A 14,471-nucleotide genomic window follows, 5' to 3' on the forward strand; every position below is an offset into this window, starting at 1 on the left:
GATCGGTTCATATAGATACTTCGTTATTGGGCGCTTACTTTATATCTAGCTTATTTCAATTCTATAAATTTCCATTAAAAAAGCATCACTTCCGTCTTTCAATCAACAGAAGTGATGCTTTTATATGTTTATACTATATACATTATATACTTATTGTCTTCTACGACGATAGAACATGAAAGTAACGGTACCACCAATCACAAAAAGAGCTCCCCATAACGTATAATTAAAAATATTTGTTGCTGTTGTAGGAAGACTAGATTGAGTCTTTTCTTCACCATTTACTTCCAATTGATTCAGCACTTCGACTTTCGTTCGTTCAGATTGTCCTAATTCTATTGTAAATCGAATAGGTGATGGATCAAGCGTATAACCTTTAGGAGCTTTTGTTTCTGTAAAGTAATACTCTCCAGGCTTTAAATAATCAACAATAATCATACCATTTTCATCGGTGGTAAGATCTTGCGCAATAAGTTCGCCATCCTTATTTTTTAAACTGAATTCTGCCCCATGTAGGGTCTTTTCCTTATTCTTACTGTCTAACTTTACTAATTCTACGCCTGAACGAATTTGCTTATTAGTTAATGCTATTTTTTTAGGTGCTAATTGTCCTTTATCAATTGTGAAGGATATCGGTCGATGGGAGTGATAACCTTCTAACGGCTCCGTTTCTTTTAGCAGATATTTTCCAGGACGTAAATCTTCAATTAAAAGCTTGCCATCTTCTCCTGTTACAAGATCCTCTCTTAATATGTTTCCTTCTGCATCTTGCACTTCAAACTTCACACCTGCTAAAGGTAACGATGGATTATCAAAATCTACCTTGGTTAATGCAAAATCACCTTTTACAATGGTATTATCGGTAGAGATTAATAACGTTTCACTTTGACCTAAATCAATCGTAAAGGTGAGAGGTGCTGAATCTAGCTGATAGCCATCAGGAGCTCGCGTTTCGACAAATTGATAAGTACCTGGCGTTAAGTCCTCCACTAAAAGTTTCCCATTTTCATCTGTTTTCAAATTCTCTTGTAAAACCTTTCCTTCTTGTTGAAGTTCAAAGGTCGCACCTGCTAATGTTCCACCAGTTTCTTCATCTACTTTTGTTAATTCAACTGAGCCGCTAGTCATACTGTTCTTCATTGCTAGATTCAATGTTTCTGCTTGGTTAAAATCAATTTCAAATGGTATTGGAGTGCTATCTAACTCATAACCGAAAGGCGCTTCCGTTTCTACTAGTTGATAAGAACCTGGTTTCAAATCTTCAATGATTAACTTTCCATTTTGATCAGTAGCAAGACCCATTTGCAGTGTTTCCCCTTGCTCATTTAACAATTCAAATATCGCTCCAGATAAGCCATTATCTGCTTTTCCTAACTTGGTTAGTTCAACTGATCCAGTAGATAGTGGATTCACCGCATTAACTTTTGTAACTTCTGTCTGACCAAGTGTAATAATAAATTCAATAGGATCCGCAATTAGGTCATACCCAGGTAAACCTTCTGTTTCCACAAATTGATAACTACCAGGTTTTAAATCACTAATCAATAACTTACCACCCGCATTAGTTTCCAATCCTGTTTGCAAGGTATTCCCTTCCGCATCTTGCAGCTCAAATTCTACGCCTTCTAAATCGTTCCCGTCTTCCCCTGTCTTCGTTAATTCCACAGCTCCGGTTGATTGTTCATTTTCCATCGTTAGTTGTAACGTTTCCTGTTGATCAAACACGATTTCAAAAGGTATAGGTGTTTCATCTAATTCATGACCAAATGGTGCCTTCGTCTCTACCAGTTCGTAATGACCGGGTTTCAAATCTTCAATAAGCAGTTGACCAGTCTCATTCGTTATTAAACCTGTTTGAAGCTCGTCCCCTGCCTCATTGCGTAACGTAAATTCAGCGCCTTCTAACCCCTCTCCTTCTTCTCCTACCTTCGTTAAGGTAACAGCTCCCGGTGTTAATGGATTTTCAAAGGAAACTTCGGTTGGTTCCGTTTGTCCTAAACCAATATCAAACTCAATTGGCGTCGCATCCAAGTCATAGCCTGCAATGGTCTCTGTTTCGACTAATTGATAGCTACCAGGATCAAGATCAGCTATCGTTAGCTTTCCTTGCTCATCTGTCGTAAAACCTTCTTCTAGCGTTTCGCCGTCGCTATCCTGCAATTCGAAGACGACACCTTCTAATAAGCGTCCATCTTCCCCTTGTTTGGTTAACTCGAAGGTACTTGGAATATAGCTGTTTTCCATCGTCAATTGTAATGTTTCCTGTTGATCAAACACGATTTCAAAAGGTATAGGCGTTTTATCTAATTGGTAGCCGAAGGGTGCCTTCGTCTCTACCAGTTCGTAATGACCGGGTTTCAAGTCTTCGATAAGCAGTTGACCAGTCTCATCCGTTGTTAAGTCTGTTTGAAGCTCGTCCCCTGCCTCATTGCGTAACGTAAATTCAGCGCCTTCTAACCCCTCTCCTTCTTCTCCTACCTTCGTTAAGGTAACAGCTCCCGGTGTTAATGGATTTTCAAAGGAAACTTCGGTTGGTTCTGTTTGCCCCAGTACAATGTCAAAGGAGATAGGCGTGTTATCAATGTCGTATCCTTGGATCGTGCTGGTTTCGACGAATTGATAGTTTCCTGGTTTCAACTCTTGCACGAGTAACTTGCCATCTGCATCTGTGGTCAAATTCTCTTGAAGGGTATTCCCTTCCGCATCTTGCAGCTCAAATTCTACGCCTTCTAAAATGTTCCCGTCTTCCCCGGTCTTCGTTAATTCCACAGCTCCGGTTGATTGTTCGTTTTCCATCGTTAGTTGTAACGTTTCCTGTTGATCAAACACGATTTCAAAAGGTATAGGTGTTTCATCTAATTCATGACCAAATGGTGCCTTCGTCTCTACCAGTTCGTAATGACCGGGTTTCAAATCTTCAATGAGCAGTTGACCAATCTCATCCGTTGTTAAACCTGTTTGAAGCTCGTCCCCTGCCTCATTGCGTAACGTAAATTCAGCGCCTTCTAACCCCTCTCCTTCTTCTCCTATTTTAAATAATTCTACAGAACCTGTACTTAATAAATTCTCTACCTCTAATTCAACCGGAGTGTTTTGCGCAAATCCAATTTCAAATGAAATAGGATTTGTGTCTAGCTTATATCCATCAAGTGTAGCCTTTTCCACAAATTGATAACTACCTGGCTTTAAACCATTTACTTTTATAACTCCGTTTTCATCTGTAAATAATCCATCCTGAAGCATTTTCCCCTCAGCATCCTGAAGTTCAAACTCTACACCTACCAGTAATAGTCCGTCTTCCCCCACTTTTTTCAGCTCCACAGAGCCTGTGGCTAGTTCGTTAACTTTACTAATCTCAACTGGCTCTTGTTGAGCAAACTCAATGTCAAAGGGTATTGGCGTATCATCTAATTGATATCCTTCCGGTGCGCTTGTTTCTACAAATTCATAACTTCCCGGCAATAAGTCTTCTACAACTATTATTCCTTGTTCATTAGTGGTTAGTCCAGAATCTATCTCTTGATTATCTTCATTATAAAGAGAGAATATCGCACCTTGAAGAACCTCATCATCTTCGCCTTTCTTTAATAATTGTACAGAATTATCTAAATTCATATAAACACCGACTCTAGTCGGTTCCACAGGTTGTCCTTGATCAGTCGCAATCGCAAACGAATTCCATGCTGCTCTTTCACTTGGATTAATATTTTTATCTAACACCTTAGGATCTACATCAGAAGCAGCCGGAGCTACCATGGAGAAAGAAATTGTTATGTCTTCGCCTTCTATCCATTCAACACCATCTTTTAATTCAATTTTAAAGGCATGGATAGAAGACCAATCTTCAATTTCACTAGCTAATGTCCAATCTGGTGCTTCCGCGCTATCAGGATTAGAAAGTTTCTCTGTCGTTTCTGGATAATTTGTATTCCTCGTTAAATCATCACGTTCAGGTGTAGCAACGGAGCTGTAGTATATATCTACTCTATCCTCCCAAGATGTAGGTATTTGAATTGTCTTTACCAACGAAGGGGTAAACTGACTTCCTCGATCAATATTATCAGTGATACCTAAATCTCCAACAGATGGTAAGACATCCATTAAAGTCATACTAGAAATATCATCTCCAGTTGTATTCGTTAACGTTAATTGATAATCAATTTCCCCACCAGGCACAGTACTCCCGAATTTGGTAAATGTATCATCTAATGCACCTCTTACTAACTTCTCTGTTTGAATATTATATTGACCACTCATATAATATTCATTACCAGATTTCAGTCGTGGTTGGTCATCATTTCCGTCTCCATTTAGGTCCCCTACGTCTGTTTGAAGAATGGTATCTGTTAACCCTGGATTATCTACAGTGGGAACTGTTAGTTCCTCATCTCCGGAAAAGCCATATACATCAAATTTTAAAATATTCGGAGCCCCTTCACTAATGTCCACATTGATTTCTGTGTTTATATTCTTCCCCGGACGTAAGAGTCTATCTTCCCAATGAAAGGTTATCAATTGCCGCCCTGTATCATTAAAATTATCACTAACTATTTCATACTCACCATTTGATTCTCTTCCGTCTGAACCATAAAATAACGAATCTGGATTATCTGAGATTACAACCCCTGATGGTAACAATACTGTTGCTTCTAACGGCTCGTTCATAGCTAAGGTAGAACTATTTGATGTAGTTAAATTAACACTCATTCGATTATCTCCAAAGTCAACATAGGAACCTTGATGATTGGTTAGCGATACATCGACTGTTGCTATTGGTGGTTGATCCGTGGGCTTGGGCACAATTTGCGCAGATCTAGGGCCTGCAATGGGATCCGTATTGTATGGCCTCCCATTTGTATTACTTCCGAAGGCTGTCCCCTCACCACCTATACCATTAATATTAAATATGTTTGTAACATCTCCAGTATATCCCTTTTCAACTCCAAAATAATAATTTGGTCTGCCATTATTAAGCATACCGCTGGGTGCGTAAGTAAAATCTAAGAATATAGCACTTACTCTGGCATTCTCGCTTATTCCTAGTTCTGATCTGGTATAAGTTGTATCAATATCTGCTTCTTGTACTAACACTTCTCTACTTCCGTCGACTATTGCTTCTATGTTGAAGACAGGATCATTAGTTAAAGGTACCCCTCCGGGATAATCAGGTCCAGGTCTATATACAAACCCTCCTGGAGTCTTCATTTCTTCAAATATTAAATGAGGATCAATATCATAACGCGTAGTATACTTGCGAAAATCTCCTTCTTTACTTTCTTGCAATGGTGCAATACCATGTGAAAATCCTAGTAAAGCGTCATCATATACGACGGGATTAGGGTTTTTATTATCAAATGGACCAATATCCCCTTTACCATTTAAAGGTCCGTGATGCCCCGGCACATAAACATTTCCCTCAATGTCGCCAGTTGCTTTCTCCGAATCCACGATTGTTACACTGTCACTTGCACTAACACTATTTTCATTTCCCCCAATAAAAGAAGTAGTAACATCAACATTGTTTGTTAACGTTTGATCCACGGTATTATCTTCAGCCGTTAATACCACTTCAAGATCTTTTGTGAATAATGTATCTTCCGAATTTTCTTGCTCCTCTATACTTGGAGCGTCAAATGTCCACGTTAATTGATTTCCACTCTGATCTGGTTCAGGCCCTTTAGAGGTCGAATCATAATTTAGCCCATTCGGTATAGTATCTACTACCGTAATTTTTGAGCCTTCTTCAATGTAGCTTTGCCCAATACTTTTTTTAGGGATATCAACACTAATTTTCCAAACTGTGTCCGAATTTGGAATAGGTAGATTTCGATCATTTCCTATTGCTTTGGTAAAATTTTTTGATACAGAAATCGTTGTGGAGGAATCCACTATTACTTGTGCCGAATCGTCCACTATCGCTTGTTGATCTGCTTCAAATGATGCCGTCATATTTAACTTCGTTGCATTCGGTGTTATGCCATTTGCAGTCTGCACTTTGATAATATTTTCATACGTTTGTCCAGTACTTATGCTATCAAACTCATATATCAACTGATTCATTTCTTCATCAAAATGAGGCTCGACGCCTGCTATTTTCAATTCAGAAAGAGCCTGATTAAATGATACTGTATCTAGTTCTGGTAAATCTACTCGAATCACAGCATTCGTATATTTTGCGATTGACCCTGTCGTTTTAAATACAAATTTATAAGCAGCGTCATTTCCAGCATAAATATTAGTATTTAATGGCGATACATCAATATCCACATTTAAATTACCCGATAGAGGAGTAATAAAATTATTTGAAAGAACGTCTTGGGTTGCTTCTTCTTTGGTGGTTTCTTTGGGGTTAGCAACAGTATCATCATACTTATTGTTGATATTTTCCGAGGAATCATTGTTTGTGCTCTCTATAGTAGATGAGTCATTAGAAACGTTTTTGTCGTCAGCAGCGTTTTTGTCTAGAGAAAACGTTAAGCTTTCTTTAGCTACTAATTCATTATTTGTATATCCTTCAACTTTTATTTCGTTCTGTTCTGATAAATTGTTCAGTACTATTTTAATAGATAAAGGTGGTGAATCGGGTACGTTATCTACTACTAACGTATGAGTATCAGGTTGATAGGTTAAAGAAAAGTCTGCTTTTGTTAATTCTTTTGTTTTTTCTTCATCCCAATCCGCATCATTAGGTAAAGTGATTTTTAAGTTGTCATATATAGTTTCTGAACCTATATCTATGATACTTTCTTTTAACGACGCACCACTCTCTAGGGTGATGGTAAACTCTTCTGTGTGATTGTTGTTACTTTCTGCAAGAATGATCGAACTAGAGTACGATAATTGAGAGAACATTATGAAAGCAATCAACAATATTGACAAGTATTTTTTCATAAAATTTACCTCCTTTAGTATAAATAGCTAAAATAACACCTTCATTTTACCACCTTATAAGCAGAAATGATACCAAATTTCTACGATTACAGACAAATTTCTTATAATAGAAATTATAGTTTTAGGTTAAATGTATCATTATTTTAAATAATAAACGAATGATACCAGACTATTTTACTATATTAGAATAAATAGCATAATTTTTTTCATTTATTCGTATCTAACTATAGGTAGCGTCAGGAGTTTTAACAAGATACCATGGTAAAAACGTATATTTCGCCAAATGCTTTTACGTTGTATGACTGATTTATGCTCCCAAAACGGTATGATTTGACAAGACATACAGACTATAGGGACCCAACGAAACTTTCATTAATAAAAACCTAATACGATCGTATGGTGATGCCTTATTAGAATATCACGGAATTACCTTTAGTAATTTGGGATTAAATGATTCTATTTTTTTTACTATTATTCTCGTACACAATACTTCGAATTTTATTAGTTACTCAATTTTCGCAGACTGAAATAGGCAGGTAAGCACTGTTATAGTTGGGTAAGCCTGCAATCCAGTGTTGGACTTGACTTTTGATTAATTTTTGTACTTTCTTGTTGCTCTTATTCAGAGCATCTTCAATAAGCTCGATCAACTGTTGAAATGCCACAGCCCAATCAAGATCATGTATCTCATCACATAGTTCATAAAACATACCACCTAAAGTCCGTTCATCGGTGCTACATCTATTTTGCCAAGAAGTACAATAAATCGAGCGAAAACAATCGTGGTATGATAATTAAGCTGTCATACGAGCGACCTCGGAACTCAAAAGAGACTATGTTGGTTTAAAAGAGACTTCAAAGTCCCAGCATATTCCATAAATACGAAGATTTCCTGATCTTCAAGGGTACAGTCGGTGCGTAATCCAGCCAAGCGTAAGCATACGAAACCCTTTATAGAAGCGCATTTTTGGGATACATGGTCAAAACAGCGAGCTAATAATTCAACTGATTTAATACGGTTACGATTATACGAAGAATCATCTATAATCAAAACTTTTGGGCGATCATGATTCGAAAAGTTGGTTACCTTTCCAATGGTATGAGCACTTAGAAATAGTAAAAAATCTTCTTCACGCAAAGGTAGACTTGTTTAAAAAGCGATAGACGGCATTTTTTCTAGACAATCATTCGCTTTGTTACTTTGAAGTAGTTGATACCAGTTCTTATTTTCAAAGATCACAAAAAAACATTTGAAAAAGATAGGCACAAGTAAAGTTGACAGACTTTTTAATACCATCATTTCTAAGATGTATAAACAATGCTAATTCTTCAAATGTAGATTTTAATTTATTTGGTAGTGTTTTCTAGACAATTATACTATTCCAAAAATTGAGTTTTTATTTATACCTATTTCTAATATCAATGACCATATTTGAACAGTGACACACATTACAGCTAGTTATCCTAAACGCATTTTTCTCACTGCGAAAATTGAGTATATTTTTGTTATAATCAATTTCTTATTAAACCGGGAAAACACTAGTGGGATCCCCGCATTCGCCATGTCCAATGGGCTTGTCATGAAAGTCTGTAAGGTAGATAAGGGCTGAAGTTGATCGAAGATTTGTGATGGTTATTGAACCGGGAAATAAGTCGCGCTATGTTCGCATGATGCTTACTTTCGTTCACTACGACTCGATTTTTCTTCTCTCTTATGGTCGAATACCATCCGCTTTTGATCACAAGAGAGAAACCGATAAGATTCTGAACATATAAGAAAAAGCCTGAAATCATTCAGGCTTTAAACTTCCCTTCCATTACCGTTTCACTTAACGGACGACGCGGTGATGGTACTTCGCGTTCCTGGAATGCTTCTTCCAGCTTTTCTTTCTCATCCTGGTAACCAATGGCGATAACTGCGTGCAGCTGGTATCGTTCCGGAATGTTCAGAGCTTCACGTGCCTGGTCTTTATAGAAACCGCCCATTGCGTGTGTAATCAGTCCTTGTTTCATCGCTTGTAAGGATAGGAATCCCCAAGCTGTACCCGCATCAAAAGCATGTGCAGCGCCTGCTTCGGTATCCGATATAATTAACACATATGCAGGTGCTTTGGTACACCATGCTAAATTCCCATCCATAATAAAGGAATGAAATTGCTTGCGATCCTCTTCTGAACGGGCAACGATAAAGCGCCATGGCTGTTTGTTGCTCCCGGATGGTGACCAGCGAGCTGCTTCGAGTACGGTCATTAATGTATCTTCTTCTAGTTCTTTTTCCGCGAAGGAACGAGGTGACCAGCGATTTACAAACATGTCATCGATCGGATAGTCGGCCTTGCGGTAATCTTGCATATTTATGTTCTTCATCATTATTCCCCCTTCGCCAATTATTATATGCTATATCGTTTGCAATCTCAAAAATCACGATTCTGGGCAATTGTCATACTTTATAGTATCACTATGTTGAAGGAGAAGGCAGACGATGAAAGGATTTGTATTCTTTTGCTTTGTTATGCTAATTGGCTTTCTTGTATTCGTCCCCTGGTTACTAATCGTCATTCCAATGATCGGCATCAAAACCTTTGTCATCGTTTTTATACTGCTGATTATTGGCTTTTTTGTCGAGTGGCAAATCAAAAAAAAATAAAAAACTTTACTTTTTATAGTTACATTTTACCAATACTATAGTATGATATATCCATGCAATAAAAGTAAATAATTAGGAGATGATCAAAGTGAGGTATGATCGAGGTAAAATTGTACGAAAATATCGAAAGATGCTTGGCTGGTCGCAAACCAAATTAGGCAATCATGTAAATACCAGCGCATCGATCATTAGCAGATTTGAAGCTGGCAAATACACCCTTACGGAGGAAAAGATAACCCAGATCCAGCAGGCCCTTAATATTAAAGAAATTACCTATCCAGCCTATCATCCGCTGCTTGACAAATTAAATGCCTGGCAAAAAAGCATCTCCATGGGGAATCACCAAAAGGCAGATGACTATTATAAGCAATTCAAAGACGTATCGATCCGCTCTTTGAACGATGAAACTGGCTTGTATTCCCTTTGTCATTTCCGTTACGGATTGATGAAATTCAACCTTGATTATGCCGAAGCTTTCCTGGAGGACGTCAAGAAACATGCTGATGTTATTCCCACACCTTATGGTTACCTTTATTATAAGTCGATCGGTTGTTATTATTTACTTCGTTCCCAAATGGGAGATGCCTGGACTTATTTGCATGTTGCCAAGAAATTGGACAAGGAACAATTTACGCATGACGGCGAAATCCACTTATACTATGCACTTGCCTATTATTTACGAGAAAATTTTGCAGATTCGCACGAGCACGCTGTCAAAGCAATGATGTTATTTCAGGACAAAATGAACCAGCCTAATATTCTATATTCCCGCTTTCTCGTCATCAAGAACCAAATCCGCAGAGAATCTACGCCAACGATCATTGAACAATTACACACTATCCTTGAAAACTATCCAAGCACACACCGTTTCTACATCTACTACTTAATCAGCTACGCCTACCTGCAGCAAGACGAATATGAACAGGCACTGAAGTATATTCGCAAAGCACTCCATCATGAAACGAATCCTTTTTTTAAAGAAAGATACCTGTACCTGTATGCCTACATATACGCATTAATGGGCGATGTTGAAATGACGATTACGATGATCAATGGCGGTCTAAAGATGGCCACCTCAGAAAAATACCAGTACCGCTTCTACATTTTGAAAGAAATCGTGCAGTGTACGTACGGATCAGAATCATTCCGCAGGCGAGTAAGCGAGGAGATTATTCCTTTTTACCAATCAAATGGCGATGTCGTCGAAGCTAACTACTGTCATGCAATTCTTGGGGATGTCTATTACCGGCTGAAATCCTACAAACAGGCTTGTAAGCATTATTACGTATTTCCTGGCAACCGATTTATTTCGCACTTGCTGCAGAAGTATCCCGTCAAGTAAAAATTACCATACATCTTTTGACTCTGAGGGCATGATACTAAGGCTTGTAGGAGGTGTACATGATGGCTAAAGATGTAAAATGTGAGGTTAACAACTGTAAGTTCTGGGCTGAAGGGAATCGATGTCATGCAGATATCATTTATGTAGTCAGTCATACAGGACACAGTGCTGCCACTGAAGAAGAAACAGATTGCCAAACATTCGAGCCGTCCGTCTAACCATCCTTCCTTTAATGACCTCAGCTAACGATGGGTGTTAGCTGAGGTTAACCTTTTTCACATGCAAGGCTAGCGCATTTTATCCGGCAAGGCGACGATGGACTCGATTAATGTATTGAGCTTCGTTTCGATACGGTGCAGCAGGTAAAAGGTGACTGCAACCGGGAAGCCAAGATCGGTGATTAATGTGGTCCAGGTTTCTTCCATAATGATTGCTCCTCCTTTCTGAAAAAAGGAGAGCCTCACTTGAAGGAAGCTCCCCTTTTTTTACTTAGATTATAATTCAATATCCGTTACATTTCGTTCAACGATGCGTGCGCTTTTCTTCGCGACTAAATCACCGCCGGATGAAAAGAACGCATTCTGGCTCATGACCGCATCCATGGCAGCATTGACAGCTTCCTGATCAACTGGCTCGACTGGATTATCCAGTGAGATCGTGACGGTTTTGCCTAGCTCGTTCTCAAATTTGAGTTCGATCTTCTTCATGTCTTATTCCTCCTTTCTATCGTGTGATGCGTAAGATTATTCCGTGATTAACTCAGTGTCATTACGTTTCACCGAATACAACGTTAATTGCTGCAATGGGACAAGTGCTTTCGTAATCTCTAGCAGCTGATCAGCTGTTGCATCGATTTTCACATTGTTGAAGGAACGTTTCTTGTAGATCGGATCACCTGAGACAGGATCTGTTCCGTTCTCGAATGTTAATTGTAATCTGGAATCAATTCGATTTGCTGTGGCCATAACGGTCACCTCCCTTCACTACTATAATCAATTGGGAAGGGTGGGAGGTGTCGTAAAATACAAAAAAAGTCAGTACAAGTTAAACTTGTACTGACTTTTTAGTTTTTCCTTGCAATTAATTTTCGAATACCACTAAGTAATGGTCTTTGACCATTTAATACTACACCAGTCAATTCTGCAATAATTTGTATTCCAAATAAAGTGATAGCAAATATTATCAAGGAAGTGAGCATTGTTACACTGCTAAATATAATAGCCATAATTCCAAAGAAGGCGCTAAAGGCATATATAATTAATACAGAAGTACGATGACTAAAACCCATTTCCATTAACTGATAATGAATATGTTTCCTATCTGGTGCACCGATGCTCTGTTTATTAATTACTCTTCTTAATATCGCAAATAATGTATCAAATATAGGTACTGCAATAACTATAATAGGAATAATGAAGCTGAATAATGCTACACTCTTGAACAAACCAAGCATCGAAATAATTGCAATGGCATAACCCAAAAAGAGTGCTCCAGTATCTCCCATAAAAATCTTAGCAGGGTAGAAGTTATGGTATAGGAACCCTAGACAGCTCCCAACCAAAACAATACTTAGATATACCACAATAATTTGATAATCCATTATCGCAATGATTAGTATGCTTGTTAAGGCTATTGCTGAAACCCCTGCAGCGAGACCATCCAGGCCGTCGATAAGGTTGATTGCATTTGTTACCCCGACAATCCATATCATGGTTAGAATAAAGGCAAAACCATCTAATTGAACGGTACCTATAAACGGGATAGTCAAAGCATCAATTAATAAACCAGATGATGCAACGATCCCTGCTGCAATTAGTTGACCTAGCAGTTTTTGATATGCCTTTAAAGTAAGCAAATCATCTAATATACCTGTAATGATGATAATAATACCACCAATAATAACAGTAAGCATGTGTGGATGTTGTGGCTGGATATATAACAATCCAACCATTACCCCAATAATTATAGCTATACCACCAAGACGTGCTTTTATACCTTCGTGTTTCTTTCTTTCGTCCGGAACATCAATAGCATTAATCTTTATCGCAAATTTCTTTATCAAAGGTGTTACTGAAAAAGCAGAAATTGATGAGATTAAAAATGCGATAACTAACTCTAAAATGTTATACATTTATACACCCACTAACGATTATTGTCTTTTATATAATTAAATAATACGACTATTTTTATACCTTTTTGCCTGCAGAATATAGAAATTTAATCGCGTGTGAATAAATCTCGTGTATATACTTTTTCTTTTACTGCTTGTAATTCATCGGTTAGTCTATTGGCAACAATTACATCTGACATTTGAACAAACTCATTATAGTCTTTAATCACTCTCGAATTAAAGAACTTTTCTTCTTCAAGTACCGGTTCATAAATGACAACTTCAATTCCCTTTGCTTTTAAACGCTTCATTACACCTTGAATAGCTGACTGTCTAAAGTTATCCGAATCTGTTTTCATTGTTAATCGATAAATACCTACTACTTTAGGATTTTTACTTAAGATACTTTCTGCAATAAAATCTTTTCTTGTTCGATTAGCATCCACTATTGCTGCCATTATGTTATTTGGCACATCCTGATAGTTAGCCAATAGCTGCTTGGTGTCCTTTGGTAAGCAATATCCACCATATCCGAATGAAGGGTTATTATAATGATTACCTATTCTAGGATCTAAACCAACACCTTCTATTATTTGCTTTGTATTTAAGCCTCTTACTTCCGCATAAGTATCCAATTCATTAAAGAATGCCACTCTCATCGCTAAATAAGTGTTTGCAAATAATTTAATGGCCTCCGCTTCGGTTGAATTGGTAAACAATATATCAATGTCTTTCTTTTTTGCTCCTTCAGCCAACAATGAAGCAAACTGTTCCGCACGATCAGACTGCTCTCCTACAATTATGCGGGAAGGATAGAGGTTATCGTATAATGCGTTACCTTCTCTTAAAAACTCTGGAGAGAAAATAATATTTTCCGTATTAAATTTCTCTCTAAGCTCTAAAGTATAACCAACAGGAATGGTTGACTTAATAACAATTACAGCATTGGGATTAGTAGCTACTACTTGCTTAATTACCTGTTCTACACTGGATGTATCAAAATAATTTTTTTCCGGGTCATAGTTAGTTGGTGTTGAAATAATAACAAAATTAGCATCATCATATGCTTCTTCCTGGTTAGTAGATGCTATCAAGTTTAAATTTTCATTCAATAAAAACTCTTGAATTTCTTCATCTATTATAGGTGATTTTTTATTATTAATTAAATTAACTTTATTTTCATCAATGTCTAACGCAATTACTTGGTTGTGTTGGGCTAATAATACGGCATTTGACAGACCTACGTATCCTGTCCCAGCAACAGCTATTTTCATGTATATTCTTCCTTCCTAAAATTATTAGCATTAAATTTAAGTTAACATGTAAATTATATCATATCACAAACAACTTTATTGTAAAATATGATAAAATATTGTAACTAGCATACGATATTTGTCACATACTAAACTTTTCGAAATAAGGATAAATTTTATTTACGTTCCGTTCGTTTCATAGTAGAATTAGCTTTAGATTGTTTGAAC

General features: G+C 37.4%; 10 protein-coding genes and 1 pseudogene. 3 read left to right on the plus strand and 8 right to left on the minus strand.

Features of this window, described 5'->3' with window-relative positions:
• Window positions 1–150: 150 nt before the first annotated feature.
• The 3 genes and pseudogenes from MUN87_RS09160 to MUN87_RS09165 form a co-directional block, all read right to left on the minus strand.
• Window positions 151–6,891: a SpaA isopeptide-forming pilin-related protein gene (locus MUN87_RS09160; protein ID WP_244747470.1), complete on the minus strand. Its 6,741-nt coding sequence runs from the start codon at window positions 6,889–6,891 to the stop codon at window positions 151–153.
• 509 nt (window positions 6,892–7,400) lie between these two features.
• Window positions 7,401–8,177 (minus strand): annotated as a pseudogene (locus MUN87_RS22520) (transposase); the annotation flags it as partial.
• Between the two features lie 508 nt (window positions 8,178–8,685).
• Window positions 8,686–9,258 carry a nitroreductase family protein gene (locus tag MUN87_RS09165; RefSeq protein WP_244747932.1) on the minus strand — a complete coding sequence of 191 codons (573 nt, stop codon included), beginning with the start codon at window positions 9,256–9,258 and terminating at the stop codon, window positions 8,686–8,688.
• Window positions 9,259–9,373: 115 nt separating this feature from the next.
• On the opposite strand from MUN87_RS09165, the gene MUN87_RS09170 reads away from it, so the two are divergent.
• The 3 genes from MUN87_RS09170 to MUN87_RS09180 all read left to right on the plus strand — a co-directional run bounded on the left by MUN87_RS09170 (window position 9,374) and on the right by MUN87_RS09180 (window position 11,098).
• Entirely contained in the window at window positions 9,374–9,538 is a 165-nt protein-coding gene (locus MUN87_RS09170) for a hypothetical protein (RefSeq protein ID WP_244747471.1), read from the plus strand.
• Between the two features lie 88 nt (window positions 9,539–9,626).
• Complete coding sequence (locus MUN87_RS09175) at window positions 9,627–10,880, plus strand: helix-turn-helix domain-containing protein (protein WP_244747472.1); 1,254 nt, start codon at window positions 9,627–9,629, stop codon at window positions 10,878–10,880.
• 62 nt (window positions 10,881–10,942) lie between these two features.
• Window positions 10,943–11,098 (plus strand): DUF1540 domain-containing protein, encoded by a 156-nt coding sequence (locus MUN87_RS09180; RefSeq protein WP_244747933.1) that lies wholly within the window; start codon window positions 10,943–10,945, stop codon window positions 11,096–11,098.
• A 69-nt stretch (window positions 11,099–11,167) separates the two neighbouring features.
• Here MUN87_RS09180 and MUN87_RS09185 read toward each other — a convergent pair whose 3' ends face one another.
• The 5 genes from MUN87_RS09185 to MUN87_RS09205 all read right to left on the minus strand — a co-directional run bounded on the left by MUN87_RS09185 (window position 11,168) and on the right by MUN87_RS09205 (window position 14,264).
• Window positions 11,168–11,305 carry a YvrJ family protein gene (locus MUN87_RS09185; protein WP_244747473.1) on the minus strand — a complete coding sequence of 46 codons (138 nt, stop codon included), beginning with the start codon at window positions 11,303–11,305 and terminating at the stop codon, window positions 11,168–11,170.
• A 69-nt stretch (window positions 11,306–11,374) separates the two neighbouring features.
• Window positions 11,375–11,587, minus strand: coding sequence for a DUF2922 domain-containing protein (locus MUN87_RS09190; protein WP_244747474.1), 213 nt, complete (start codon window positions 11,585–11,587; stop codon window positions 11,375–11,377).
• A gap of 36 nt (window positions 11,588–11,623) precedes the next feature.
• Window positions 11,624–11,845: a DUF1659 domain-containing protein gene (locus MUN87_RS09195; protein ID WP_244747475.1), complete on the minus strand. Its 222-nt coding sequence runs from the start codon at window positions 11,843–11,845 to the stop codon at window positions 11,624–11,626.
• 98 nt (window positions 11,846–11,943) lie between these two features.
• Complete coding sequence (locus MUN87_RS09200) at window positions 11,944–13,011, minus strand: glycosyltransferase family 4 protein (RefSeq protein WP_244747476.1); 1,068 nt, start codon at window positions 13,009–13,011, stop codon at window positions 11,944–11,946.
• Between the two features lie 86 nt (window positions 13,012–13,097).
• Entirely contained in the window at window positions 13,098–14,264 is a 1,167-nt protein-coding gene (locus MUN87_RS09205; RefSeq protein ID WP_244747477.1) for a nucleotide sugar dehydrogenase, read from the minus strand.
• Window positions 14,265–14,471 lie beyond the last annotated feature (207 nt).

Source organism: Gracilibacillus salinarum (assembly GCF_022919575.1).
Classification (GTDB): Bacteria; Bacillota; Bacilli; order Bacillales; family Amphibacillaceae; genus Gracilibacillus; species Gracilibacillus salinarum.

Bases quoted from the DNA above. Each gene is read 5' to 3' on its own strand.
- MUN87_RS09165 (WP_244747932.1), bottom strand. From the start codon at position 9,258: ATGAAGAACATAAATATGCAAGATTACCGCAAGGCCGACTATCCGATC.
- MUN87_RS09200 (WP_244747476.1), bottom strand. From the start codon at position 13,011: ATGTATAACATTTTAGAGTTAGTTATCGCATTTTTAATCTCATCAATT.
- MUN87_RS09205 (WP_244747477.1), bottom strand. From the start codon at position 14,264: ATGAAAATAGCTGTTGCTGGGACAGGATACGTAGGTCTGTCAAATGCC.
- MUN87_RS09160 (WP_244747470.1), bottom strand. From the start codon at position 6,891: ATGAAAAAATACTTGTCAATATTGTTGATTGCTTTCATAATGTTCTCT.
- MUN87_RS09180 (WP_244747933.1), top strand. From the start codon at position 10,943: ATGGCTAAAGATGTAAAATGTGAGGTTAACAACTGTAAGTTCTGGGCT.
- MUN87_RS09195 (WP_244747475.1), bottom strand. From the start codon at position 11,845: ATGGCCACAGCAAATCGAATTGATTCCAGATTACAATTAACATTCGAG.
- MUN87_RS09185 (WP_244747473.1), bottom strand. From the start codon at position 11,305: ATGGAAGAAACCTGGACCACATTAATCACCGATCTTGGCTTCCCGGTT.
- MUN87_RS09170 (WP_244747471.1), top strand. From the start codon at position 9,374: ATGAAAGGATTTGTATTCTTTTGCTTTGTTATGCTAATTGGCTTTCTT.
- MUN87_RS09190 (WP_244747474.1), bottom strand. From the start codon at position 11,587: ATGAAGAAGATCGAACTCAAATTTGAGAACGAGCTAGGCAAAACCGTC.